The organism is Cupriavidus sp. C1SS-2L, from assembly GCF_057073735.1.
The window spans coordinates 1,083,063-1,104,961 of the sequence record NZ_CP172709.1 but is presented as its reverse complement, the minus strand read 5'-3'; the positions used below and the strand labels follow the sequence as shown (position 1 = coordinate 1,104,961).

The 21,899-nt window shown below is 65.8% G+C and carries 19 protein-coding genes; 12 read left to right on the top strand and 7 right to left on the bottom strand.

Features of this window, described 5'->3' with window-relative positions; translation table 11 throughout:
* The first annotated feature begins 47 nt into the window (after window positions 1–47).
* Window positions 48–299 (top strand): GlsB/YeaQ/YmgE family stress response membrane protein, encoded by a 252-nt coding sequence (locus tag ACIGJG_RS22725; RefSeq protein WP_011301342.1) that lies wholly within the window; start codon window positions 48–50, stop codon window positions 297–299.
* Here the strand turns inward: ACIGJG_RS22725 and ACIGJG_RS22720 are convergent.
* Together ACIGJG_RS22720 and ACIGJG_RS22715 are read right to left on the bottom strand one after the other, a co-directional pair.
* On the bottom strand, window positions 272–3,427 hold the full coding sequence (locus ACIGJG_RS22720; RefSeq protein ID WP_483673949.1) for a transglycosylase domain-containing protein: 3,156 nt from the start codon (window positions 3,425–3,427) through the stop codon (window positions 272–274). The two genes, ACIGJG_RS22725 and ACIGJG_RS22720, sit on opposite strands and share 28 nt — an antisense overlap.
* Window positions 3,428–3,634: 207 nt before the next feature.
* Window positions 3,635–4,684 carry an aldo/keto reductase gene (locus ACIGJG_RS22715; RefSeq protein ID WP_011301344.1) on the bottom strand — a complete coding sequence of 350 codons (1,050 nt, stop codon included), beginning with the start codon at window positions 4,682–4,684 and terminating at the stop codon, window positions 3,635–3,637.
* Between the two features lie 580 nt (window positions 4,685–5,264).
* Between ACIGJG_RS22715 and ACIGJG_RS22710 the strand changes: the two genes are divergently transcribed.
* The 4 genes from ACIGJG_RS22710 (at window position 5,265) to ACIGJG_RS22695 (ending at window position 11,548) form a co-directional block, all read left to right on the top strand.
* On the top strand, window positions 5,265–6,596 hold the full coding sequence (locus tag ACIGJG_RS22710; protein ID WP_011301345.1) for an HlyD family secretion protein: 1,332 nt from the start codon (window positions 5,265–5,267) through the stop codon (window positions 6,594–6,596).
* 103 nt (window positions 6,597–6,699) lie between these two features.
* Entirely contained in the window at window positions 6,700–8,001 is a 1,302-nt protein-coding gene (locus ACIGJG_RS22705) for a hypothetical protein (protein ID WP_483674031.1), read from the top strand.
* A gap of 2 nt (window positions 8,002–8,003) precedes the next feature.
* The gene (locus tag ACIGJG_RS22700) at window positions 8,004–9,983 is read left to right on the top strand and encodes a glycosyltransferase family 2 protein (RefSeq protein ID WP_483673948.1); all 1,980 of its coding nucleotides are present in this window, start codon (window positions 8,004–8,006) and stop codon (window positions 9,981–9,983) included.
* Window positions 9,984–9,997: 14 nt separating this feature from the next.
* Window positions 9,998–11,548, top strand: coding sequence for an efflux transporter outer membrane subunit (locus tag ACIGJG_RS22695; protein ID WP_483673947.1), 1,551 nt, complete (start codon window positions 9,998–10,000; stop codon window positions 11,546–11,548).
* A gap of 92 nt (window positions 11,549–11,640) precedes the next feature.
* On the opposite strand, the gene ACIGJG_RS22690 is transcribed toward ACIGJG_RS22695, so the two are convergent.
* Window positions 11,641–11,892, bottom strand: a complete 252-nt coding sequence (locus ACIGJG_RS22690; RefSeq protein ID WP_140949748.1) for a hypothetical protein — start codon at window positions 11,890–11,892, stop codon at window positions 11,641–11,643.
* Between the two features lie 406 nt (window positions 11,893–12,298).
* Between ACIGJG_RS22690 and ACIGJG_RS22685 the strand changes: the two genes are divergently transcribed.
* On the top strand, window positions 12,299–12,700 hold the full coding sequence (locus ACIGJG_RS22685) for a YybH family protein (protein ID WP_011301351.1): 402 nt from the start codon (window positions 12,299–12,301) through the stop codon (window positions 12,698–12,700).
* Window positions 12,701–12,727: 27 nt separating this feature from the next.
* On the opposite strand, the gene ACIGJG_RS22680 is transcribed toward ACIGJG_RS22685, so the two are convergent.
* Together ACIGJG_RS22680 and argG are read right to left on the bottom strand one after the other, a co-directional pair.
* Window positions 12,728–13,444: an intradiol ring-cleavage dioxygenase gene (locus ACIGJG_RS22680; RefSeq protein ID WP_011301352.1), complete on the bottom strand. Its 717-nt coding sequence runs from the start codon at window positions 13,442–13,444 to the stop codon at window positions 12,728–12,730.
* Window positions 13,445–13,641: 197 nt separating this feature from the next.
* On the bottom strand, window positions 13,642–14,967 hold the full coding sequence (gene argG / locus ACIGJG_RS22675; RefSeq protein ID WP_011301353.1) for an argininosuccinate synthase: 1,326 nt from the start codon (window positions 14,965–14,967) through the stop codon (window positions 13,642–13,644).
* Between the two features lie 291 nt (window positions 14,968–15,258).
* On the opposite strand from argG, the gene ACIGJG_RS22670 reads away from it, so the two are divergent.
* The 3 genes from ACIGJG_RS22670 to ACIGJG_RS22660 are packed head-to-tail and all read left to right on the top strand — an operon-like array spanning window position 15,259 to window position 18,216.
* Window positions 15,259–16,416 carry a CaiB/BaiF CoA transferase family protein gene (locus tag ACIGJG_RS22670; RefSeq protein ID WP_011301354.1) on the top strand — a complete coding sequence of 386 codons (1,158 nt, stop codon included), beginning with the start codon at window positions 15,259–15,261 and terminating at the stop codon, window positions 16,414–16,416.
* A 32-nt stretch (window positions 16,417–16,448) separates the two neighbouring features.
* A complete protein-coding gene (locus ACIGJG_RS22665; protein ID WP_011301355.1) occupies window positions 16,449–17,417 on the top strand; it encodes a Bug family tripartite tricarboxylate transporter substrate binding protein in 969 nt (322 codons plus the stop codon).
* A gap of 22 nt (window positions 17,418–17,439) precedes the next feature.
* Window positions 17,440–18,216 (top strand): enoyl-CoA hydratase, encoded by a 777-nt coding sequence (locus ACIGJG_RS22660; protein ID WP_483673946.1) that lies wholly within the window; start codon window positions 17,440–17,442, stop codon window positions 18,214–18,216.
* A gap of 13 nt (window positions 18,217–18,229) precedes the next feature.
* Here ACIGJG_RS22660 and ACIGJG_RS22655 read toward each other — a convergent pair whose 3' ends face one another.
* Window positions 18,230–19,165 (bottom strand): LysR family transcriptional regulator, encoded by a 936-nt coding sequence (locus ACIGJG_RS22655; RefSeq protein WP_011301357.1) that lies wholly within the window; start codon window positions 19,163–19,165, stop codon window positions 18,230–18,232.
* A 261-nt stretch (window positions 19,166–19,426) separates the two neighbouring features.
* Here ACIGJG_RS22655 and ACIGJG_RS22650 point away from each other — a divergent pair, with 261 nt between their 5' ends.
* From ACIGJG_RS22650 to ACIGJG_RS22640, 3 genes are all read left to right on the top strand, one after another.
* Window positions 19,427–19,864 (top strand): VOC family protein, encoded by a 438-nt coding sequence (locus tag ACIGJG_RS22650; RefSeq protein WP_011301358.1) that lies wholly within the window; start codon window positions 19,427–19,429, stop codon window positions 19,862–19,864.
* Between the two features lie 92 nt (window positions 19,865–19,956).
* Window positions 19,957–20,160 (top strand): SlyX family protein, encoded by a 204-nt coding sequence (locus ACIGJG_RS22645; RefSeq protein ID WP_011301359.1) that lies wholly within the window; start codon window positions 19,957–19,959, stop codon window positions 20,158–20,160.
* 114 nt (window positions 20,161–20,274) lie between these two features.
* The gene (locus tag ACIGJG_RS22640; protein WP_041680614.1) at window positions 20,275–20,829 is read left to right on the top strand and encodes a DUF1439 domain-containing protein; all 555 of its coding nucleotides are present in this window, start codon (window positions 20,275–20,277) and stop codon (window positions 20,827–20,829) included.
* Window positions 20,830–20,832: 3 nt separating this feature from the next.
* Here ACIGJG_RS22640 and ACIGJG_RS22635 read toward each other — a convergent pair whose 3' ends face one another.
* The gene (locus ACIGJG_RS22635; protein WP_011301361.1) at window positions 20,833–21,771 is read right to left on the bottom strand and encodes a LysR family transcriptional regulator; all 939 of its coding nucleotides are present in this window, start codon (window positions 21,769–21,771) and stop codon (window positions 20,833–20,835) included.
* Window positions 21,772–21,899: the final 128 nt, after the last annotated feature.

Sequence of the window (21,899 nt, the reverse complement as noted above, 5' to 3'; positions counted from 1 at the left end):
TGCGGGACGGGCGCCCGCCGCGATCCCTTCCACAGCAGGAGCAGATCATGATGGCATTCCTTGGCACCGTCTTCGTCGGCCTCATCGTGGGACTGATCGCCCGGGCCATCAAGCCCGGCGACGACAAGATGGGCTGGATCATGACGATCCTGCTCGGCATTCTGGGCTCGGTGGCGGCCGGTTTCGTCGGCCGTTCGATGGGCTGGTACCAGCCAGGCCAGCCGGCCGGCTGGATTGCCTCGGTGCTCGGCGCGATCGTGCTGCTGGTGCTCTACGGCATGGTACGCCGCAGGGGCTGATCCACTTTCAACACGTCCGCCGAAGCCGTCGCGCCTTCCGGCGCAGGCGCCTGCGCCTCGTTGCGCGGCAGGCGGATTTCCTGTGGCCAGTCGCGGCAGCGCAGCAGCGCCTGTTCGCTGCCCGGCGTCGCCATTGCTGCCACCTGCGGCGCCAGGTAGCGCAGCACCCGTACCGCCAGCGCGCTGGTAAAGCTGTAGCGCGCGGCATAGGGCTCGCTGACGTTGATGGTCACAGTGCCGAAAAAGCGCTCGCCGAGCACGAACACGAACGTGGCGGAACGATTGACCGAACGCGACGAAATCAGTCGCCCGCCCGGGCCATAGGTCTGGAAGCGCTGGTCGCCGGTTCCGGTCTTGCCGGCAATCGGGACAGGCGCGCCGCCCTTGTCAGGTACCACGAATGCTCCGGCGATCGACTTGGCCGTGCCGCGTTCCACCACATCCAGCATCGAGCGCCGCACCAGGTCCGTGATCTCCGTCGGTAGCAGCCGCTTGCCCGGGTCCGGCTGGAGCACGAAGCGCGTCGCATAAGGGGTGTTCGCCGCAAAATCCAGGCTACGCAGCGTCGCGGTCTGTGTGGCCATGCCGCCGCTCTGGATGATGCCGGCCAGTTCGGCGAGTGCCGCGGGACGATCGCCTGACGCGCCGATCGCGGTCGCGTACGACGGCGTGAGCGAATCGAACGGATAGCCCAACCGCTGCCAGCGCTTGGCGATGCGCTGGAATGCCTCCTGCTCCAGCAGCGTGCGGATGCGGTTGTCCTGCCCGTACTTGCTGTGCGAACGGAACAGCCAGCGGTACACATACTGCCGCTCGGCCTTGCTGTCGTTCAGGATCTGCGTCAGCGTGGCGTCCGGATTCTTGCCGAGGTACTCCACCATCCACAACTCCAGCGGATGGACGCGCGAGAGGTAGCCGCGGTCATTGAGATTGAACTTGTCGTGGCCGTACTTGCGATAGAGCGCCGGCAGGTCCTCGCCGGCAAGCTGCTTTTCCGACATGCGCGAACGCATGATGCGCACGAAGCTCTCTTCATCGAGATCGGGCCGCGCGCTCAGGAGCGCCACCGACATGCGCACCGCCGTATAGTGCGGCGTGCTCACGCGCACGCGTCCGAGCAGCGTCGCCACGCGCTGGTCCGAATCCTTGCCGCGGTAGCGCTGGTAGAAATTGGTCATGTACGCTGCGCCTTCCTGGTCGGCGAAGCGCTCGAGGTACACGCGGCGCTCGGGCGCGTTGCGGTCCTCGAAGATATTGCTCATGTCCACCTTGCCGTGGAACAGCTCATAGCGCACGATGTCGCGCATCATGCGGATGAACACCAGGTTGACCGAGTGCTGGAAACCCACGCGCACGGTCATGATGCGTTCGCCTTCCCAGCGCTCGAAGTTGGTGAAGCTCTGCAGGCCGCCGCCCGTGTAGAAGCCTTCGCCCGGGCTGCCCGAGTACTTGCGTTCCATCGCGGCGTCGAGCATGGCTGCCAGCGTGCGATCCTGCGGCGTGCGTGCCTTGGAAAGGTAGTCGATCGCCCAGCGGCTCAGGGCGTCGGGCTTCGCGACCTTCACGCCGGCCAGTTCTTCCTTGCTCATGCTCGCGTAGCGCGCGTGCAGTTCGCTGAAGATTTCCAGGTACGTTACCAGCGTGCGCAGCTTGGCCGTCGAGCCCAAATTCAGGCGCGCGCCGCTGTTGATGTCGAACGGCTGGTCGATGTTGTCGGCCTGCACGCGAACCACGCTGGCATTGCCGACGCGCTCGAACAGCGTGAAGCTAGCGACCAGCTTTGACGGGTCGTCCTGCTCGCGCAGCAGGTTGTGGCCATACAGCCCCATGGTGTGCGCGACGGCCTTGTCCCGCATGCTCAAGAGGGTATCGGTGACGATGCGTTGCGCTTCGCGATTGATGGTGCTGTCCGCGGTCAGGTCCAGGCGGTCCATGTCGTAGCGGCTGTCCACGCCGGTCAGGCGCCCGATGTCCGCACGCACGCGGTTGATGGCCTTGCGCGTGACGAACGGTCCCTGATCGGGCCGCACAGGCGGCGCGGCCTTGTCAAGCTGCTGCCGCAGCGCGGCATCGCGCAGCTCCGGCGTAATGATGTTGTTGGCCCCCAGCAAGCGCAGGTAGCTGCCCGTCAGCGCGTCGAGATTGGTGTCGTCGCGGCGCAAGTGGTAGGACGGCCGGCGCTGCGAGATGATCAGCGACAGCGCGCGCTTGAACGCCTGTGCCTGGCGGTCGGTCGGCGCGCGCGAATCCATCTGCTTCAACAGGCGGTTGACCTCGCCGAAGTCTTCGCCATACCAGACCCACAGCGCGTCGCCGATGCCGTTGACTTCACCAAAGCCCACGCGTGCGGACAGCGGTACGGTGTTGAGGTAATCGACCACGATCCGTTCGCGTGCGCGCTGGGTATCGGGGCCGTCCATATAGGCCCGCAGCGAAGCCGACGCCATCTGCCGGAATTTCTCGGGAATCGATTGCGTGCGGCCTTCGGGCGAGTGCCGGTATTTTTCGATCTGCGTCGCAAGCGTGCTGCCGCCAGGCGATTCATGCGAGCTGTCGGCGAAGCGGATGGCGCGGTCGATTACCGCGCGCGACAGCCGCTTCCAGTCCAGTGCCGGGTTCATGCTCGGGTATTCGGGATTGAGCAGCCCCTGGTTCTCGACATACAGCAGCGCGCTCACGAGCACCGGCGGCACGGCGTCGAAATTGTCGTACTGGCGCTGCGGATAACGCTCGAACACGAGCGTCATGCTGTTGCAGTCGCGCAGCACCAGGCCAGCCTGGTTCTTTTCGCGATACGGCGGGAAGATACCCTGATCCATCAGGCGGATCATCTCGGGCGACATGCGCGCCTGCTCGGCCGGCACGAAACCGCGCTCGCCGAGCCGCTGCGCAATCTGCGGCAGGCGGCCGTAGCCCATCCTGGCGTCGTAGGGGCCCGAATGCGGGAACCTGATGCGATCGCTGGCGCCAGGCTGCACCTCGAAGGTCAATTCGCTGGCAAAGCGGCCAAGGTAGCGCGCCTGCCAGTGCGAATTGCGCACTTCATTCGATACGAGGCTATAAACGACATATCCGCCCCCACAGAGGGCGACTGCCAAGCCAGCGAAGATCCAGCCACGTCGTGCCACGTTTTGGCCATCCCGTTCTACCGGCACCCTCGGCGCGGTCTTCACGCCGGTCCCAAGTGCATGGGTGGTGCGCAACCATTGCGCACACCGCTTTAACTGAATATTAGTAGGAACGCGCGCGACGCGCAGGGACAGCTTGAGGGCTTACGCGGTTGTTGCCACAAAACATCGGCGGCAAGAGCCACGCATTGTCCACTTGCCGGCGCCTCAGGCCGCCGGCGGTGCCGCCACGCGTACCGGACGGCCGCCAAACGGGTAGTTCGGATCGTTATAGCCATGCGTCGACGCATGGCCCGGCGTGACGAGCGCATCGACCATGGCTTCCTCTTCCGGCGAAATGACAACGTTCATCGCGCCGAAGTAGTCTTCAAACTGCGACAGCGTACGCGGGCCTGCAATCACCGACGTGATGATCGGATTGGCCAGCACCCAGGCGGTCGCGAACTGGCCCGGCGTGAGCCCGCGCGCCTCGGCATGCACCTTGAGCTGTTGCGCGATGATGAGCGATTCCTCGCGGAACTCGGTCTGCATCATGCGGCGGTCGGCGCGGCCGGCGCGCGTGCCGCTGGCCGGCGCCTGGCCCGGCTGATACTTGCCCGTCAGTACGCCGCGCGCGATCGGGCTGTACGGCACGACGCCCAGGCCATAGTGTTCGCAGGCAGGCAGGATCTCGACTTCCGGCATGCGGTTGAGCAGGTTGTAGTACGGCTGGCAGGCCACGGGGCGCGGCACGCCGAGCTGGTCGCACAGCCGCGCAATCTCGGCAATGCGCCAGCCGCGGAAGTTCGAGACTGCCCAGTAGCGGATCTTGCCCGCGCGCACGAGATCGCCCATCGCGCGTACGGCTTCCTCGAGATTCTCGCCCGCGTAGTCGCGGTGCAGATACAGGATGTCGATGTAGTCGGTGGCCAGGCGGCGCAGGCTCTCCTCGGTTTCGTGCAGGATCCAGACGCGCGAATAGTGCGAATGGTTTGGTCCCGCCTGCATGGGGTTGCCGAGCTTGGTCGCGAGCACCCAGTCGTGCCGATCGCCCGTTAGCAGGCGACCGACCATCTGTTCGGACGCGCCCTTGCTGTAGACGTCTGCGGTATCGATGAAGTTCACGCCGTGCTCGCGCGCGCTGGCGACGATGCGTGCCGCTTCGGCTTCGTCGGTCTGGTCGGCGAACATCATGGTCCCGAGGCACAGCGCGGAGACCTTCAGGTTGCTGGTACCAAGGCGTCGATATGGCACGGCGTGCGTGGCGATGTCAGGCATGGCGGTTTTCCTGTTTTGCAAGAATCAATGTCCGTAATGTTCATATTGCCGGCAGCGCGGCCGATCTGCATTTTGCCGCGAATGCGCGAATCGCGCAGAGACCATGCGCCACAACAGTGCCGTCGATGTGCAATGTCCATCGTGCGAGCGAAGCCGATGGGCATCGTGTATCGCGTCGCGGATCGAGCCCGTCATAAAGTGGTGTGACATACAGCCCTTACACATTCTTACAGCATATATGCGTCGACTTGCATAGCCTTGAATCGCTCCGGGCAGCATCGTCGCAACGCAACATGCCCGGGGATCAATGGCGTTCGCGCCTCGCTCTTCCGCTCGCTGACTCGCTGCGTTCGCAATGGTGATGAAGCGGGCAAACACCAGACCGGCTTTCCCGGTCGAACAGTAGTCCCGTCCCGTGCCCATGCAGGCCGCGGAACGCGGTGCATAAGAAATAGTTGTTGGGGGATGACGACCACGCTTGCGCGCAAGGCCGCTGGGCCGCGTGCGGGTAACGATCGCCCATTCTGCCTCGGTTCCTATCGCGGCGGCGGGGAAAGCTTTTTACACGCGTGAGGATGCCATGAACAAGAAGCCAGACCCTCGGCCCACGTTGCCGGCACGGATACAGCCGCTCCCGGCGAAACCCGCGGAGCCGCTGGTACGCGGGCGAAGCCGCGAAATCAGCCTGAGGCCGCTGTGGCAGATCGCTCCGCGCCTTGCCAGCTACGGCATGGTCGCCTTCATCATCTGGGTCATCCTGTCCGTGATGTTTCCCCCGGTATTCAACCGCTCGTCCGAGCGCGCCGTGGTCAACAGCCCGGTGAACCTGGTGACCACGCCGGTCGAAGGCGTCGTCACGCGCCAGGCCGTGGCGGTGGGTGGCACATTCGGGGCCGGGCAGCCGCTGATGACGCTGCAGAACTCGAACCTTGACCGTGCGCTGCTGGTGGACCTGACCGGCAAACGGCTCGACAACCAGACGCGCCTCGAGGCCGCGCGGGCCAAGCTCGCGTCGGACCAGTCACGGCTCGCGTCGACGACCCAGGAAATCCAGCGCTACCAGACGGCCGCGCAGCGTGAACACGCATCGCGCATCAAGGGCATCGAGGCGAAGCTTTCGGTCGCGCGCCAGCAGATTGACCAGCAGGAAGACGTGGTCAACCGCAACCAGGCCATGCAGTGGGCCGGCGCGGTCAGCGAAGCGTACACCGATGCCTCGCGCAACCAGCTCACCGTGCTGGCCGGCCAGCGCGACGCGATTCAGGCAGAGCTGGAGAGCGCGCGCGGCAGCAGCGAGGCGGCGCGCGGCAAGGTCTACATGAGCAGCGCCGACGGTGCCGTCGGTGCGCTGGTGCAGCGCCAGGACGAACTGCGCGCGAGCATCGCCCAGACGCAGTCAGAGATCGCGCAGCTGCAGGAATACGGCGAGTCCGTCGACAAGATGGTCGCCACCGAGCAAGAACGGCTGGACCGTGTTTCCAACCTGGAAATCAAGGCCTATGCAGGCGGCGTAGTGGAAGACGTGCTGGCCCCGCCCGGAACGCGCGTCGCGGCCGGTGCCACGCTGATGCGCACGACTAACTGCAGCCAGCCCCGCGTGGTCGCGGTATTCCCGCGCAGCCTGAGCAAGGACCTGCTGCCCGGCACACGCGTCACGGTCCACGTGGATGGCGTAGGCAAGCCAGTTTCCGGGGCGGTGGCCGAAGTCCTGCCACGTGCACCAGACGGCGATCAGGCGCGCTACTTCGTACCCTTCCCGCCGATCGAGAAGAACGAGGTCTACCTGATCGCGCGGCTCGACAAGCCGCTGCCCGACCTGCCAGCAACCGGCACGCAGGAGACCGACCGCTGCGCGCTTGGCCACTGGGCCAAGGTCAGCCTGAACAGCTCCTGGCTGCACAGCCTGATGTGAGCCGGTTATCGAAGTCAAAGCGAACGCCCGCAGGAAGGAGGACACCGTGCAGCGTTATACAATCCAGGCCTTTCCCGCGCGCAGAGCCGGGCTGCTCGCGGCGATGCTGCTGGCGTGCTCCGTGTTGAGCGCGACGGCCATGGCAGCACCCGCGGCCGCGCCGGCTGTGCAGGCGCGCGAGCAGTTGCTGCGCGACGGCTGCAAGACACTGGCGGCACGCGTAGCCGCCGTGCCCGGCAAGGGACCCGTGATGCTCGGCAGCTACGAGCCCGCCCCGGGCGGCGAGCCGCTGCCGCCTCCGCTGCAGCAGTCCGCGTTTGTCTATGACAACGCGCTGGCCGGCGTGGCGCTGATCGCTTGCGGCCAGCCGGACGCCGCGCGCCGCATCGCCGATGGCGTGGTGGCTGGCGCCACGCGCGACCGCCACTACCACGACGGCCGCGTGCGCAATGCCTATCGTGCCGGCGCGGTGCCGGACGGACCAGTACCGATGCCCGGCTGGTGGGACGCGCCGAGCAAGCGCTGGTTCGAAGACGCCTACCAGGTCGGCACCGCGACCGGCAACGTGGCCTGGGCGGCGCTGCTGCTGCTGGCCACCTACGAAGCCACGCATGAGCGCCGCTATCTCGACACCGCCGCGACGCTGATGACATGGATCGACAAACAGACCTTCGGCAGCGAAAGCCCGGCCGGCTACATCGGGGGCTACTTCGGCCATGAGCCGACGCCGCGCCGCCAGGGCTGGAAGTCGACCGAGCACAACGTCGATGCGTACGCCGCGTTCCGCTGGCTCGCGCTGCGCACTGGCGACGCGCGCTGGAATGCCGCAGCGCAGCGCGCGCGCGGGTTCGTCGACGCGATGTGGCAGCCCGGCGATGGCCGCTTCGCGATCGGCACGCGCGACGACGGCCGCACGCTCAACGGAGAACCATCGGCGCTGGATGCATCCCTGTGGCCGCTGATCGCAGTGCCCGAGTCAGCCGCATCGTGGCGGCGTGCACTTGACTGGACGCGCACGCACCACGCAGCAGGCGGTGGTTATGGCTTCAACGCGCGGCCCGACGGCATGTGGACCGAGGGCACGGGCCAGGCTGCGCTGGTGCTGCGCGCCAGCGGCCGCGACGACGAAGCGCGCGCACTGTGGCCGCTGCTGCGGGCGCAACGCGCACCGTCGGGCATGTTGTTTGCGACGCCCGAACCGCGCATCCGCACCGGCCTGTCCATCGGGCCGGATTCGACCACGGAAGACTTCTACTACTACCACCTGCCACACCTGGGCGCGACCGCCTGGGCCGTGCTGGCCGCTTCGGGCTGGAATCCGTTCCAGCCGGGCGGCAACTGCCCGGCCTGCAAGACCGTCGCCGCGCAGGCGCAGGCCCCGCCCGACGACACACGCACGGAGTGACGATGTTCGCCTACTTTCTTGAAAACCGCATGCTGGTGCAGATCAATGCCGGCGCCTTCCTGATCGCGGTGCTGTGCCTGCGCGGTGACCGCCACCGTGCCGCGGACCGATGGCTGTTCGGCACCGCTGCAGGGGTTCTGCTGGTGGTGTATTACGTGTGGCGCGCGTCGCAGACGCTGCCGGACTGGCGCATGGATTTCCCAAGCCTGTGGTCGTACACGTTTTTCGGCTTCGAAACCCTGACCATCGCCTATACGCTGATCTCCATCATCACGCTGACGCGTACTTCAAACCACAGCGCCGCCGCCGATGCCAGCGAGGCCAGCCTGCGGCGCAGCCGCCCGGCGCCCGCCGTGGACATCTTCATCGCGACCTACAACGAAGGCCTGGACGTGCTCGAAAAGACGATCGTCTCGGCACTGGCGATCGACTATCCGAACTTCCGCGTGTGGGTGCTGGACGATACGCGCCGCGACTGGCTCAAGGCCTACTGCGCACGTGTTGGCGCGTGCTACGTGACGCGGCCCGACAACGCGCATGCCAAGGCCGGCAACCTCAACAACGGCCTGATGCACAGTGCGGCACAGCGCGGCGGCGGCGCGCCATTCATCATGGTGCTGGACGCGGATTTCGCCCCCAATCGCAACATCCTGCTGCGCATCGTCGGGTTGTTCGACGACCCCGCCGTGGGCGTGGTGCAGACGCCGCAGTTCTATTACAACGCCGACCCCATCCAGTACAACCTGCGCTCGACGGAATGCTGGGTCGACGAGCAGCGCGCGTTCTTCGACATCATGCAGCCGGCCAAGGATGCGTGGGGCACGGCGTTCTGCATCGGCACTTCGTTCGTGGTGCGGCGCGAGGCGCTCGCGCGCATCGGCGGCTTTCCGACCGGCACCGTGACGGAAGATATCCACCTGACCTACCGGCTCATGCCGCATGGCTACACCACGCGCTGGCTGAACGAACGCCTGAGCGTGGGCCTTTCCGCTGAAGGCCTGCCCGAATACATCAGCCAGCGCAGCCGCTGGGGGCTGGGCACGATCCAGGTCGCGCTGACGGCCGACGGTCCGCTGCGCGGGCGCGGCTACACGGGCCTGCAGCGCTTGCACTACATACACGGACTGCTGCACTGGATCAGCCGGCCATTCACGCTGATGCTGCTGGCAGGGCCTCTGCTGTACTGGTACTTCGACGTGCCAACGCTGTATGGCGATCCGCTGCAGTTCCTTGCCTATGGCGTGCCTGCGCTGCTGCTGTACTGGGCGTACAGCATCTGGGTGACCGGGTCGCGCGCGATGCCGATCTTCACCGAGGTCACGCAGATCGTCGCGGCGGTGGCTGTCACAGCAACGCTGGCCAGCGCGGTGATCAAGCCGTTCGGGCGGCCGTTCAAGGTCACAAACAAGGGACTCGACCGATCGAAGCTGGTCGTGCACGGCAAATTCGCCGCGCTGTACGGCGCGCTGTTCGTGCTGACCGGCATGGGACTCGCGCGCGCCGTCGCCGCAGATGCCAACGCGCCGGGCGTGTCGTTCAACATCGCGTGGACCGTGGTGTCGATGGTGCTTTACCTGGCATCGCTGCTGGTGTGCTTCGAACTGCCGCGGCCGCGCAAGGAGGAGCGCTTCCCATATCGCGCGCGCGCACTGCTGCGCCTGCATGGTGCCGACGGCACGCCGCGCGAGTTCGCGGGCGTCACCCAGGATCTCTCCTGCAATGGCGCGGGGCTGCGCTGCGCGCGCGCGGCCGATGTCCGGCCCGGTGCCGAAGGCGCGTTCTGGCTGGCGCCGCTGGGTTGGGTGCCATGCCAGGTCGCCCGCACGCGCGACGGGCTTGTCGGCGTGTCGTTGCGGCCGGATATGGCGGCACGGCACCGGCTGATCCGGCTGCTGTTCAGCGAGCCCGTCCACAACATTGCCAATCAGGGCAGGCCGCGCGTCGCCATCGCACAGTTGCTGCGCCGCGCGTTTGCCGGCTGAAGCGGATAACACGGATGAGCCACATGAAAGCACAGCAAACGCGAACCTTCCCTCCGCTCCTGCGTATCGCGACAGTTGCAATTCCGCTGGCGCTGACAGCCTGCACGCTGGAGCCCACGTACGAGCGTCCCGACCAGCCGGTGCCCAACGCCTGGCCAACCGGAGCGGCCTATGTGCAGGGCACAGGCGTGCAGGCACAAGCGCAGACGCCGGCTGCGAGCCTCGGATGGGAGGACTTCTTCACCGATCCGGGGCTGCGCCGGCTGATCGAACTGGCGCTGGCCAATAACCGCGACCTGCGCATGGCGACGCTGGCCATCGACCAGGCGCGCGCGCAGTACCGCATCCAGCGGGCCGCGCAGTTCCCGTCCCTCGATGCCAACGCGAGCATGGTTGCGACGCGCATACCCGGCGCGCTGATCGGCCAGGGGGCGCAGTCATCGGTCATCCATGCCTATGCGGCTGGCGTCGGCTTCAATGCCTTTGAGCTCGATGTGTTTGGCCGTGTGCGAAGCCTCAAGCATGAGGCGCTGGAACAGTACCTGGCTGTGCAGGAGGTGCAACGCAGCGCGCAGATCAGCCTGGTGGCGGAGGTTGCAAGCGCCTACCTGACGCTGCAGGCGGACCGGGCGCTGCTGAAGATCTCGCAGGACACGCTGAAGGTCCAGCAAGACATCGTGCAGATGGTCGAGCGCAGCAAGCGCGCAGGCGGCATGGCGCAGATCGACATGCATCGCGCGCAGACGCAACTCGAAACCGCACGCGTCGGCGTCGAACAGTACACACGTCAGGTCGCGCAGGACGAAAATGCGCTGACGCTGCTTGTAGGTACGCAGTTGCCGGCGGACCTGCCGGGGCCGCAACCGTTCGAGAACACGTCGTTCGTCGCCGAACTGCCGCCTGGCCTGCCCTCGGCGCTGCTTGAGCAACGGCCTGACATCATGGCCGCAGAGCATCGGCTGAAGGCGGCAAACGCCGACATCGGCGCGGCGCGCGCAGCCTTCTTCCCAAGCATCTCGCTAACCGCGGCGATCGGCGTCGCGAGCACCGCGCTGGCCGGGCTGTTTTCAAGCGGCATGGCGTGGGCGTTCGCGCCCCAGATCACCATGCCGATCTTCCATGGCGGGGCTAACCAGGCCAGGCTGGATGCGTCGAAGGTACAGAAGGACATCAACGTCGCCGCCTACGAAAAGACTATCCAGCAGGCGTTCCGCGAAGTGGCGGACGGCCTCGCAGCGCGGGGCACCTATGACCGCCAGGCGGCAGCGCAGGAAACCCTCTCGCGCGAGATAGAGGAAACGCGGCGCCTCTCCGAGATGCGGTTTCGCAACGGCGTGGACAACTACTTCCCGGTCTTCGACGCGCAGCGCCAGCTTTATTCGGCGCAGCAGACGCTCGTCACCATCCGGCTCGCACGGCTGACGAGCCGCGTCGATCTTTACAAGGCGCTCGGCGGTGGCTGGTCCCAGCATACAGCCATGGCAGAGGCCCCGGCCGCGCAATCTGCAGCGCCCGGCGCCCAGGCCGCCAGCGCCTCGCTCCGGACCGGAACGGCTTCCCGCTAAGAAGTCCACGCGGCGAATGCAAAACGGGCACCGGCGATGCTTCGCCGGTGCCCGCCATGACAACGTCCGCTGTATCGCCAGCTCAAGCCATCTCAATAGCGCGGCGACGTGGACGACGTGCCGCCTGACGTGGCGCCACTGGCTGTCCCTCCGCTTGACGTCGCGCCCGGCGCCGTACCATAGCCACTTCGCGGACGGCTGCCGGTGTTGTCGTTGACGGAGCCCGAGCCAGTCAGCGTGCCGCCGCCGGCGCCAGAACCGGACGCTGTGCCGGTCGCACTGCAGCCCGCCAGCGAGCCAAACGTGGCCGCCGCCATCATGCAAATCAGTATTTTCTTGCTCATGCTTTCCTCCATCGAAGCCTTGGTGACCGGCCGGCAGGCCAGCCTTGAGCCGGACCCGCTCTGCATGCCGATCCTGTGTTGGCAAAGGCAACTGCCATACCAACGCCGGTTCCGGCTCCAAACCCCGCATATGTGCTTTGCTTTGCCTATCTGGTTGTGAGTCTGGCTTTCTGGGGCAACGTAAGAACTTCCCGCCAATGTAGAAAATTCCCCTGAATCGATGGCGCGTGCGCATCAAGCGTAATTCCGGGCAAGATGATGCTCTTGCCGGCGCGGCATGCCACTTGCGGCAATACCGGCAATGCGCAGGGCACGCCGCCGGGGCCGGCGACGCCATCAACCCCTACCCGCTGCTGGCGGTGCCGATACGGACGCCCGCTGGCACGGGCAAACAAGCGAGGCAGCCATGAATCCCGCAGACGACGAACGCGCCATCCGTGAACTGGTAGAGGCCTGGTTCACCGCCAGCCAGCGCGGCGATACCGACACGGTGCTGGACCTGATGACGGACGACGTCGTCTTCATGGTCCCCGGGCAGGAACCCTTCGGCAAGGCCGCCTTCGCGCAAGCATCCGCGGGCATGGCCGGTGTGAAGCTGCAAGGCAGCTATGACATCCGCGAACTGCAGGTGATCGGCGACTGGGCCTACCTGCGCAATTTCATCGACCTGACCATCACGCCGCCCGATGGCAAGGCGATGCATCGCTCGGGCTACACGCTCACGTTGCTGCGCAGGGAGGACAACGGCAAGTGGCGGCTGAGCCGCGACGCCAACCTGCTTGCCGCGAGCCCGCCGTCAGCCTCCTGACGGATGTCGAGCGGGGCGGCACTTCATTCATAGGGAAGAACGCACGCCCGCGCGATGGGCGCCACCGCGTGCGATGCCTATGATGAAATCCCCATCCAGCCGTTCCGGCCCGGTGCGTACGTGCACCAGTGGCGGCTGACCGCCCGCGATCGGATCCTGTGCATTGCCACGCGTCGGCACGCCGCGCGCGCGATATGCCGGATGGCTGCCTAGCACCTCTCGGTTCAGCGCGTCGCTGAAGTAAAGCTGGCTGGTCAGCACCTCGGCATTCGCGAGCAACACCTTGAAGTGGATATGAACCGCGCGCGGCCGGTACCAGCCGGGATAGATCGTGACAAACGCAGCGGCACCATCAGCAGCGGTTGGCTGCACGCCGCGCAGAAAACGCGTAGCGTCGCGCGGCCCGTCTTCACCGCTATAGCTGCCTTCGGCATCGCAATGCCAGATGCTGACCAGCGCACCCTGCACCGGCGTGCAGTCATGGTCGGCATCGACAACCATCAAGCGCAAGCGCAATGGCTGGCCGGGCCGGCCGTCGCGGATATCGCTGCGCAGTTGAGCGTCGCCGACATAGAAGGGGCCCTCAGTGGCGGCCGGGGTCAGCAGGCAGGCGGCGGCGTTCGGGCTTAGTGTTTGCGCCGCGCTTGCGGGGGCCAGGGTTGCTAAGGCGGCCAGACTGCCGAGGTCACCGAGGAAATCGCGGCGGGAGCTCTTTTCGCGGTCTTCAGGAGGCGAGACGGTCATCTGAGGCTCCCCTTGATGCATCGTGACACCAGTCTATGCTCGCCTGCCGCCGGAAAAAAGGACTGTGGCCGCACTGATGTGAGCAGGTTCAGTGCGGCGTCGTTTGGGACAGATCACAAAGAAAAAACCGGCACCACGAAGTGCCGGTTTTTTATGATGCGCCGCGCATTCACGCAGCGTTGTCACCGCGAGTACGCTCAGTCTTCCAGCTTCGGCAACGAAGCACTAACCGCCGACGACAGCAGCCCCGTCTTCGCATACGTCTGCAGCTTCTCGCGAGTATCCACGATATCCAGCGTACGCATGGTCAGCTGGCCAATACGGTCCAGCGGCGTGAACATCGACTCGCCCTTCTCCATGGTCAGCCGTTCCGGCTTGTAGGTCAGGTTCGGCGAGGTGGTGTTCAGGATCGAGTAATCATTGCCGCGGCGCAGTTCAATGGTCACTTCGCCGGTCACGGCACCCGCCACCCAGCGCTGGGCGGTTTCGCGCAGCATGATGGCTTGCGGGTCGAACCAGCGGCCCTGGTACAGAAGGCGGCCAAGGCGGCGGCCGTTGTCGCGGTACTGCTCGATGGTGTCTTCGTTATGGATGCCGGTAATCAGGCGCTCGTACGCGATGAACAGCAGTGCCAGGCCCGGGGCTTCGTAGATGCCGCGGCTCTTGGCTTCGATGATACGGTTCTCGATCTGGTCGCTCATGCCCAGGCCATGGCGGCCGCCGATGACGTTGGCTTCGGCGAACAGCTCGACGCTGTTGGCGAAGGTCTTGCCGTTCAGCGCAACGGGCTGGCCCTGCTCGAAGCGCACGGTGACTTCCTCGCGCTTGACTTCGACTTCGTCACGCCAGAACTGCACGCCCATGATCGGCTGCACGATGCGGATGCCCGAATCCAGGTGCTCCAGATCCTTGGCCTCGTGGGTGGCGCCCAGCATGTTCGAATCCGTCGAGTACGCCTTTTCAGCCGACATCTTGTAGTCGAAGCCGTTCTGGCGCATGAACTCGGACATCTCGGCGCGGCCGCCAAGTTCGTCGATGAACTGCTGGTCCAGCCACGGCTTGTAGATCTGCAGGCCCGGGTTGGTCAGGAGGCCGTAGCGGTAGAAACGCTCGATATCATTGCCTTTGAACGTGCTGCCATCACCCCAGATATTGACGCCATCTTCCTTCATCGCGGCAACCAACATGGTGCCAGTGACGGCGCGGCCGATCGGGGTGGTGTTGAAGTACGTGACGCCGGCGGTGGAAATGTGGAACGCACCGCACTGCAATGCAGCGATGCCCTCGGCCACGAGCTGCGTGCGGCAGTCCACCAGGCGGGCTTCCTCGGCGCCGTAGGCCTTGGCGCGGCGCGGGATGTCGTCGTAGTCAGGCTCGTCGGGCTGGCCCAGATTGGCCGTGTAGGCGTAAGGGATGGCGCCCTTCTGGCGCATCCAGAGAAGCGCCGCGCTGGTGTCCAGGCCGCCAGAGAACGCAATGCCGACGCGCTCGCCGGTGGGAATGTGCTGAAGGATGGTAGTCATCGCCAGAAAATCTATGTGAATTTGTCGGCTCTTGAAGCAGCTTTCGGCCGCGGTCGAAGCGCTGGGACTCGGCTGGCCGGGTCACGGGCCGAATCAAGGTGCCGGAAAGGTCCAAAGGCGAATTGTGACACGGCGGCGGGCTTGCGCCAAACCCGGCGTCCGAATGGCCTGCGGACAGGCGCTGCGAGACCGTTCAAAACCGGCGAACGCGCCTTTAAAAACTCTCGACTGGTTCGGCCCTGGGGCGCTCCCTATACTCGGCCGCATTGTTTTGCGAATGCGGGAGTTGTCATGCTTCATCGTGCCCTGGAAGGCGTGCGTGTATTGGACCTGTCGCGCATCCTGGCCGGCCCCTGGTGCACCCAGAACCTGGCGGATCTCGGCGCCGAGGTGACGAAGGTCGAACACCCCGAGCGGGGCGACGATACGCGCGGCTGGGGCCCGCCTTACATGTCGGCGGCCGATGGCAGCGACGCGCGCCTGTCCGGCTATTTCATCAGCTGCAATCGCGGCAAGCGTTCGGTGGCGATCGACTACGGCACGCCCGAAGGCGCCGCACAGGTGCGCGAACTGGCGCGCGAGGCAGACGTGCTGGTCGAGAACTACAAGGTCGGCACGCTGCGGCGCTACGGGCTGGACTACGACCGCCTCAAGGCGATCAACCCGCGACTGGTCTACCTGTCGATCACCGGCTTCGGCCAGGACGGGCCGATGGCCGACAAACCGGGCTATGACTACGTGTTCCAGGGAATGGGCGGGCTCATGAGCTATACCGGCCAGCCCGACGGCAGTCCTGGCGCCGGCCCGCTGCGCACCGGCGTGGCGGTGGTGGACCTCAGCACCGGCATGTACGCGACTTCGGCCGTGCTTGCTGCGCTGTACCAGCGCCACGCGACCGGCGTCGGCCAGCACCTCGATATCGCGCTGCTCGATGTAGCCGTGGCGCTCAACGCGAATCAGGGTGCGAATTACCTGGTATCGGGCGAGAACCCCCAGCGCAGCGGGAATGCGCACCCGAACTGCGCGCCGTACGAAGTGTTCCGCTGCGCGGACGGCTACCTGATCCTCGCCATCGGCAATGACGGCCAGTTCGCCCGCTTCTGTGCAGTCGCCGGTATGGCCGACCTGGCACAGGACGCGCGCTACGCGACCAACTCGGCGCGTATCGAAAACTTGCCGCAACTGCGCGCACTGCTGACGGAGATCTTCCCGACACGCACTCGCACCGCATGGACGGACGCCTTCGATGCCGCCGGCGTGCCGTGGGGCCCGATCCACACTATGGAAGAAGTCTTTGCGCATCCGCAGGTGCGCCACCGCGGGCTGCAGCAATTCGCCGAGCACCCGGTGATGGGCACCGTGCCGATGGTGCGCAACCCTATGCTCGCCGGCCACACCGGACCGTCGCAGCCGCCGCCGCTGCTGGGCGAACACACCGCGCCGGCCTGAACACAATCGATATCCTGATACGGAGACACCTGATGAAACCGACTTATCCTGTCCTCGCACTGCTGGCTGGCCTCGGCGTGGCGGGCACCGCGCAGGCGGCCTGGCCTGATCGCCCCGTCAAGCTGATCGTGCCCTACGCGGCAGGCGGCACGACCGACATCATCGCGCGCATCGTCGGCACGCGGCTCGGGCCGGTGATTGGCCAGCCCGTCGTCGTCGAAAACCGCCCCGGCGCGGGCGGCGCCGTAGGCAGCGCTTACGCGGCCAAGCAGACGCCCGATGGCTACACGCTGGTGATGGAAGTCGAAAGCTCGCACGCGGTGAATCCGAACGTGTACCTGAAGACCGCCTATGACCCGGTGAAGGACTTCGATCCGATCAGCAACCTCGCCGACGTGCCCAACGTGCTGGTCGTGAACCCGGCTTTCCCGGCGACCGACCTGCAGGCGTTCATCAAGCTGCTGAAGGCCAATCCGGGCAAGTATTCGTTCGGCTCGTCCGGCAACGGCGGCCTGAGCCATATGAACGGCGAACTGTTCATGAACGAGACCGGCACACGTATGCTCCACGTGCCGTACAAGGGCCTGGGCCCCGCACTCAATGATGCGGTCGCAGGACAGATCCAGGTCGTGTTCGACAACATTCCGTCCTCGTCGGGGCTGATCCAGGGCGGCAAGCTCAAGCCGCTGGCCGTCGCGGCGAAACAGCGGCTCAAGGTGCTGCCGAACGTGCCGACGTACGCCGAAGCCGGGCTGGGCGCGATGAACAATCCGTCGTGGTTCGGCCTCGGCGCGCCGGCCGGCACGCCCGCACCGATCCTCGACAAGCTCAACGACGCAGTGCGCAAGGTGCTAGCCGAGCCGGAGGTCATCACCGCCATCGAGAAACAGGGCGCGATTCCGGCATGGACCTCGCGCAAGGCGTTCGGCGACCTGATCCGCACGCAGAACGCGCATTGGAAGAAGGTGGTCGAGGATATCCACTTCACGAAGCTGCAATAAGCCACACATCGAGGAATACATCATGAGCGAACACGCCTCCAACACGCACGCCGGCGTCGAGGTCGACGAGCGCGGCGTTGCCACGCTGACCATCCGTGAAGCGGGATCGCTGAACATCCTGGGCACGTCGGTGATTGCGGACCTCACGCGCGTGGTCAACGCACTGGCCGCCAATGACGCCGTGCGGGTGCTGGTGGTACGCGGTGCTGGCGAGAAGGGATTCATCGGCGGCGCCGATATCAAGGAGATGGCCGCGCTCACACGCGAATCCGCCGAAGTCTTCATCAGCGGCCTGCGCGGCCTTTGTGATGCGCTGCGGCACTTTCCGGTACCCGTGATTGCACGCATGCCGGGCTGGTGCCTCGGTGGCGGACTGGAACTGGCACTCGCCTGCGATATCCGCATTGCCGCGGACAACGCGCAGCTCGGCATGCCCGAGGTCAAGGTCGGCATCCCGTCCGTGATTCATGCCGCGCTGATGCCGCGGCTGATCGGCAACGCTCGCGCTGCCTGGATGCTGCTGACGGGAGAACTGTGCGGCGCGGAAGAAGCGCTGTCGTGGGGGATGGTGAACCGCGTAGTGCCGCTCGCGGAACTGGACGCGGAAGTCGAGCGCATTGCCGCGCTGTTCGCAGGCTTCGGCCCGCAGGTCGTGCGCCAGCAGAAGCGCCTGCTGCGAGAGTGGGAAGAAGCGCCGCTCGATGTATCGATCAACAACAGCGTGGCCGAGTTCGGCCGCGCGTTCGATACGGGTGAGCCGCAGCATCACATGGCGACGTTCCTGAATCGCAAGCGGTAAATCAACGCAGTCATCACGGTGCGGTCGACGCGACCGTACCGCCCTCGCGCGTGGCCGCCACGCGCGGGTCATTGAGCAGGAACTGCACGAACGCAGCCGCAAACCCGGGCAGCTTGCCATCGGCGCGCACGATCAGGTTGAGTTCACGCAGCGCCCACGATTCGGCCAGCCGCACGCCCACCACGCGCGCGTCGCGCAACGCGGCCGCCGCGACGCTGCGCGGCACCAGCGCCACACCGACTCCCGCCTCCGCCAGCGACAGCACCGCCTCGAAGCTGTGCGCATGCAGTCGCACATTGGGGCTTTTGCCCGCACGCTGCGCCATGTCGCGCAGGAACAGGAAGTTGCTGCTCGTGCGGCTCATGCATACGAAATCGAATGCCAGCGCCGCGCCGAAGCGCACCTCCGCCTCGCGCGCGAGCGGGTGGTCCGCCGCCACGGCAAGAATCAACTCGTCGACGGCATAGCGCACCGCGCGTACGCCGGTGGTATCGAAGTCGCCAGCGAGGATGCCGACGTCGGCTTCATGCGCAGCCACCGCGGTCAGGATGGCCTGGCTCGCACGTTCTTCCAGGTCGATATTCACATCCGGGTTGGCCGTCAGGAAACGGCTCACGCTCGGGATGATGAAGCCGTTGAGCGAGCTGCTGTTCGCCAGCAGCCGGATGTGGCCCTTGAGCCCGGCGGAAAAACGCCCGACCTCGCCATGCATGCGCTCCACGCCAAGCAGCAGTTCGCGCACGTGGACCAGCAGCGTCTCCCCCGCCGGCGTCAGCTCCATGCCGCGCGCATTGCGCACGAACAGCGGCGTGCCCATTGCATGCTCGAGATTCTTCAGCCGGTAGCTCGCCGCCGACGCCGTGATGTGCGTGGCAGTCGCCCCGCCGGAAAGGCTCTGCGCGTCGGCAATGGCCTGGAACAGGCGCAGGTCGGTCAGTTCGTAACGCAATGCAACCCCATTTGTGTGTCTGTAGCCGCCGTGCCAGATTGAATGGAGGCGGCGCGGTCATTCTATGCCATCACTTGTGCCGTAGAGGGCGCCGCTGAAGTGCCGGCATATCGATGTGGACGCCGTCCAGTTTCTTTGCTAAGGTATTGTGGACGGCGTACACAAACGCAGTGACGCCGCTCGCCGCGGATGCAACGTTCCCGGCCCCAAGACTGATTCCCTCCGGCCATGCGCAAGCGTGTCCCCCAACAGGAGATGTCCATGCTAGTCCAGCCTTATCTGTTCTTTGAAGGCCGTTGCGAGGAAGCACTCGAGTTCTACAAGAAGACGATTGACGCCAAGCCCGGCATGCTGATGCGGTTCAAGGACAATCCCGAAAAGGACAAGGTCGGTGCCGGCGAAGGCTGCGGTCCTACTGCCGCCATGGATGACAAGGTCATGCACGCCGAGTTCAAGGTCGGCGACAGCCTGATCATGGTGTCCGACGGGCGCTGCACCGGCAATCCGCAATTCCAGGGCATCGCGCTGTCGATCACGTACGACAACGTAGCGGCGTTGGAAAAGGCATTCAACGGCCTGACCGAAGGCGGCCAGGTGATGATGCCGCTGTCCACGACCTTCTTCGCCGAGAAGTTCGGCATGGTGACGGACCGCTTCGGCGTGCTGTGGATGCTGATCAAGCCTGCCCAGCACCAGTAAGGCGGCGCTCCGACTGATCCGCAAGGGGGCCTCGCCTCGCTTACAATGCGCGGCTCGGCGCCCTTGCCGGAGACCAAGCCGGAGATACCGCCATGGATGACCGCCTCAACGAACTCGAGATCAAGCTCGCGTTCCAGGAAGACCTGCTCGAAACGCTGAACCTGACCGTCGCGCGCCAGCAGCAACAGCTTGACCTGCTGCAGGAGCAGTTCCGCGCGCTCTATCAGCAGGTGACCAGCGCGCCCTCGACGGCTGCCGAGTCCAACCCGCAGCACGAAATCCCCCCGCACTACTGAGCCTCAGGCCGCACTTGGCCGTGCCTTTGTTCCCGCACTGGAACGCTCCTCTGCCGATCCGTGTCTGACAGGCACTACGCAGACAACATTGCGCCAATGCGCGCACCCAGCCTCATGCGCCTTCATCGACGCCTATTGATTGCCGCGGCGACCGTTGCCGTGACGACCGCCGCCCACGCTGGCTACAACATCTGGACCGGCGAATACACATTCACGAAGCAGGAACTGCAGCAGGCCGTGGACAAGCGCTTCCCGGCCACACTGCGCTATGCGCAGGTCGTCAGCGTCCAGCTCACGCGCCCGCGCCTGGTGCTCGACGATGCCAACAACCGCATCACGACGCAGATGGATGCCCGGCTCACCAACGCGCTGACGGCATCGCCGCCGGTCAACGGCACGCTTTCGCTGAACAGCGGGCTGCGCTACGACAAGGCGCAACGCGCCGTGCTGCTGGACAACCCGACCGTGCAGGACGTGGAAGTCCAAGGCATGGCGTTGTACAAGGAGCAGCTCAATGCCATCGGCGCGGTGGTCGCGCAGCAACTGCTGAAGGATTACCCGATCTACACGTTCAAGCCGGAGGAGCTGCGCTTCGGCGGCAAGGACGTCGAACCCGGCGCGATCACCGTGGCGCCGGAAGGGATTCGGGTCGAAGTGAAGGACCAGTAGCGCTCAGCCGGCCGGCGGAGGCGCTTGTGGCGTGACAGGACAGCCGGCACACTCCTCCAGCAGCCCGACCAGCAACTGGGCTGCGCCTGACAGATTGCGTCCACCGGGGTACACCAGCGTCAGCGGTAAAGGCGCCGGAGCGAGGTATTCCAGTATCAGTGGCGCCAGCGTTCCCGCGGCCAACTCCCTGCGCACGGCCTCGTGGGTCGCGAACAGCACCGCGTCAGACGCGCCGGCCACCTCGCACAACACCTGCACGTTGTCACACTCCAGCCGTACCGGCAGTTCGTCGGCACTGGGCAGTCCGAAAAGCGCTGCCAGTTCGCTGCGCGCGCGTGGCGGCAGCGTGGTCGTGGCAAGCCCAAAACCGGCAATCTGCCCGCGCACCGCCTCCTGACCGAGCCCCGCCAACGGATGCCCCGGCCGTACGAAGAACCCCATGCGCTGCGCTGGCAACTCCCGCACCTGGAAATCCGCCGGCGGCGGCAGGCTGTGGGTCACGGCCACGACAAAATCGAGCTCGTCGCGCTGCAGCTTTTCGAGCAGCCGACGCCAGCTCTCGGTTTCCACGCGTACCACCAGCCCGGGATAGTCGCGCGCCACGCGTGTCATTACGGAGCCGAGGAAGGCCGCGGCAGGGAAAGAGCCGACGCCAAAGTTCACCGTCCCCGTCTCGAAGCCGCGCAGCCGCCCCGCTTCGCGCTGCAGCGCACGCACATCGCCGAGCATGCGGCGTGAACGCTCCAGCACCATTGCGCCGGCTTCCGTCAGCACCAGCCCGCTCGCGGCACGGTCCACCAGTTGAAGCTCCAGCGTTTCCTCGAGCGTCTGGATGCTGCGCGTCAGCGCCGGCTGGGTCAGGTTGAGCCGGCGCGCGGCGCGCGAGAAGCTGCGCTCTTCGGCCAGCACCGCGAAATGCTCGAGACGACGCAAGCTGAGCATATAGATTTATTTCATAGGGAAGGCCACAAATATGCATTGGATTTCACGGTACGGCAATCCCTATACTCGGCTCGCAGACCTGCCAGAGAGCATCGAGCGCCCCACCGGCGCCACGGCTGCCCCCTACG